4 protein-coding genes are annotated in these 3350 nt (G+C 68.3%); all 4 read right to left on the minus strand.

Annotated features, from left to right (window positions below; genetic code table 11):
* Positions 1–357, minus strand: a 357-nt coding sequence (locus AB8Z36_RS33480) for a Gfo/Idh/MocA family protein (RefSeq protein ID WP_369217152.1), incomplete at its 3' end; no start/stop codon positions are given.
* Between the two features lie 44 nt (positions 358–401).
* Positions 402–1253 (minus strand): carbohydrate ABC transporter permease, encoded by an 852-nt coding sequence (locus AB8Z36_RS33485; RefSeq protein ID WP_369217153.1) that lies wholly within the window; start codon positions 1251–1253, stop codon positions 402–404.
* Positions 1246–2193, minus strand: coding sequence for a carbohydrate ABC transporter permease (locus tag AB8Z36_RS33490; protein ID WP_369217154.1), 948 nt, complete (start codon positions 2191–2193; stop codon positions 1246–1248). The genes AB8Z36_RS33485 and AB8Z36_RS33490 overlap by 8 nt, the downstream gene beginning before the upstream one ends.
* Positions 2190–3350 (minus strand): ABC transporter substrate-binding protein (locus tag AB8Z36_RS33495; protein WP_369217155.1); only part of this gene is annotated, 1161 nt, incomplete at its 5' end. The genes AB8Z36_RS33495 and AB8Z36_RS33490, both read right to left, overlap by 4 nt.

Consider the following 3350-nt stretch of genomic DNA (forward strand, 5'->3'; position numbering starts at 1 on the left):
GTGCAGCCGTACCCCGGATGCCTCGGCCGCGGCGGCGATCTCCGCGGCGTCGTGGGCGGTGAGGGCGAGCGGCTTCTCGCAGACGACGTGCCGTCCGGCGGCGACGGCGGCGAGGGCGAGTTCCTTGTGGGTGGGGGTCGGGGTGCAGACGTCGACGGCCGTGACCCGGGTGAGGAGGCCCGCGAGGTCGTCGGCGGCGCTCACGTCGTGGCCGCGCCCCGCATACTCGTGGGCGAGTTTTCGCGCGGAGCCGTCGACGGTGTACACGCTCACGCGGGCGCCGAGCGCCAGCCAGCCGGGCAGATGGGCGCGGGCGATGCCGCCCGCGCCGAGCATGCCGATGTGGAGCGGTGGCATAGGGAGGGGCTGCCTTTCGTAGGGGTGTGCGGCTTGCCGCCGGGTCAGCTCTTGGAGCCGGTGAGGGCCACGCTCTGGACGAAGTGGCGCTGGAGGAGGACGTAGACGAGCAGCATGGGCAGGCTGGCTATCAGCGAACCGGCCATCATCACCGGGTAGTTGGTTTCGTACTGCCCTTCGAGCGAGGTCAGTCCCGCGCTGATCGGCATCTGCCGCGGGTCGGTGTTGACGACCAGCGGCCAGAGCAGGTCGTTCCACGACCACATCGCGGTGATGACGGCGAGGGCCGCGAGGGCGGGCCTGATCAGCGGCAGCATGACCGACCAGAAGACGCGGAAGGAGCCCGCGCCGTCGATGCGGGCGGCCTCCTCCAGTTCCTTGGGCAGCGCCAGGAAGAACTGGCGCAGCATGAAGGTGCCGAACGCGCTGAACATGCCCGGCAGGAACAGCGCGGGGGCGGAGTTGAGGAGCCCCATCCGCTGGATGATGTCGTACTGCGGAAGCACGAGCAGGGAGCTAGGCACCATCAGGACGGAGAGGAAGAGCGCGAACAGGGCGTTGCGGCCCCGGAACCGCATGCGCGCGAAGGCGTAGGCGGCGAGGGAGCAGAACACGAGCTGGCCCAGGGTGCGCCCGAGGGTGTTGAGCGCGCTGTTGGTGAGCATCTCGCGGAACGGCAGGGCGGTGAAGACCTCCTCGAAGCTCGCCGCGTTCCAGTGGTCGGGCAGAAAGGTGGGCGGCACCCGCGAGGTCTCCGCGAGGGTCTTGAGCGCGGTGAGCAGTTGCCACAGGAACGGGAAGACCATCACGAGGGCGCCGAGCGAGAGCACGGCGTGCGTGGCCACGGAACCGGCGTTCACCCGCCGCCTCCGGGGCGGCACGGTGCGTTCAGCCATAGTGCACCCACCTCTTCTGGAGCCGGAACTGGAGATACGTCAGGGCGGCGATGAGGATCATGAGCAGGAAGGCGAGTGCGGCGGCGGCGCCCTGTGCGTTCTCGATGAAGGCCCATTTGTAGAAGAGGCCCACGACGGACTGCGTATCGCCGATCGCGGGGTTCTTCTCGGCCATCATGATGTAGATGAGGTCGAAGGTCTGCAGTGAATTGATCATGCAGATGATGGAGGCGAAGAAGAGGGTCGGGCTCAGCAGGGGCAGGGTGATGGTGAAGAATCTGCGCAGCGCCCCGGCGCCGTCGAGTTCCGCCGCTTCGTAGTAGTCGCGCGGTATTCCCTTGATGCCCGCCATGAAGATGATGAGGTAGTAGCCGGTGGTCGACCAGACCATCACCGTGCCGATCGCGTAGACGGCGGTGGAGGGGTCGGAGACCCAGTAGTGCCGGTCGGCGCCGAACCGGCCGAGCATTTCGTTGAGGAGTCCGTAGTCGCCGTTGTAGAGCCAGTTCCAGACCAGCCCGACGGCGACGGGGAGCGTCACGAACGGCACGAAGTACAGGGCGCGGTAGAGGGGGACGCCGCGCAGTCCCCGCCGGTTGAGCAGGGACGCCACGACGATGGCGGCCGGCAGGGCGGTGAGGCCGATGACGCTGTATATCAGGGTGTTCCCGAGCGCCTGCCAGACGGTGACGTCCTTGATGACGCGCGCGTAGTTGCCGGTGCCTATGAAGGTGTGGCCGCCGAACGCCCCGAATTCGGTGAAACTGAAGTAGAAGGTCTGGAGCAGCGGCCAGAAGTAGAAGACGGCGAAGCCGATGCCGAGCGGCGCGATGAAGAGGTAGGCGGCGCGCTGATTGCGGGACGCGGGGGGCCGGGTCCCGGAGACGGCGGAACCGCGTCCCGCCGCCTTCGCGGCGGCCGTGGCGGGGAAGACACTCATGAACTGCGCTCCTCCTTCAGGGCCCGGTCCATCTGTTCGCCGAGGGTGCGGGCGGCGCTCTCGATGCCGCCCTTTCCGCTGAACGCGGCGCCGAGGAGGGGGTATTGCATGTTCTCCCAGACCGCGGTGTTCTCCGAGCTCGGATAGGGGACGGCGTACCGCTGCATGTCGATGAAGTTCTTCAGGTCGAATTCCGGCATCGACTTCAGCCAGGCGTCCTGCGTCCCCTCGTACGAGGAGATGGTGACGCCCGCCCGCGCCTGGATCTCGGCGGCCCGGCGCCCCGCCATGAAGTGCGTGAACTTCCAGGCGGCGGCCTTCCTCCGGCTCTTGGCGGAGATGACGTTCGCCAGGCCGTGGATGATGGTGGCCCGCTCGCGGCCCCTGGGCAGCACGGCGATGCCGCCGTGGTCCTTGAGCGCGGGCACGGCGTACATCTGACCGGCCATGGCGGACAGGTCGTAGTTCATGGCGACCTTCTCCGACCAGTAGCGCACGCGCCCCGTGGACTCCGTCATCGCGCTCTGCGGCGGTGACCAGCCGCGGTCGATCAGGTCGGTCAGGAAGCGCAGCCCCTCGATGGACCGCTCGTCGCCGAAGCCGGACCGCCCGTCCTTGAGGACGTGACCGCCCGCCCCGCAGACCGCGGGGTAGATCTTGCCCTGCCGGTCCATCTCGGCGGCGAAGCCGTGCACCCGCTCCCGGGGATCGGTCAGCTCGGCGGCGGCGTCACGCACGTCGTCCCAGGTCCAGCTCGCGTCGGGGTACTTGATGCCCGCCTTGTCGAAGAGTTTCTTGTTGTACCAGAGGCCGATGGTGTCGAAGTCCTTCGGCAGGCCGTACTGCGTGCCCCGGTAGGAGTAGAGCCGCACCAGGGCCTCGGGGTGGCGGTCGAGCGGGGTCGCGTCGGCCTCGATGTGCCCGGAGAGCGGTTCGAGGACGCCGCTGGAGGCGTAGAGCTGGAAGTTGACGGCGTTCATCCAGAAGACGTCCGGTGCCGTGCCGCCGCGCATCGACGTCTTCAGCGTGGTCCAGTAGCTCGCCCAGGGCGTGAGCTCGATCCGCACGGAGATCCGCGGGTTCTCCTTCTCGAACGCGGCGATGATCTGCTCCATGCCCGGCACCTGCGCCGGGTCCCACATCCCGTACGAGMGCGT

The organism is Streptomyces flavofungini (assembly GCF_041028215.1).
GTDB lineage: Bacteria > Actinomycetota > Actinomycetes > Streptomycetales > Streptomycetaceae > Streptomyces > Streptomyces flavofungini_B.

What these genes read in the sequence shown, in the direction of transcription:
- AB8Z36_RS33485 (WP_369217153.1), bottom strand. Translation starts at nt 1,253, where the DNA reads ATGGCTGAACGCACCGTGCCGCCCCGGAGGCGGCGGGTGAACGCCGGT.
- AB8Z36_RS33490 (WP_369217154.1), bottom strand. Translation starts at nt 2,193, where the DNA reads ATGAGTGTCTTCCCCGCCACGGCCGCCGCGAAGGCGGCGGGACGCGGT.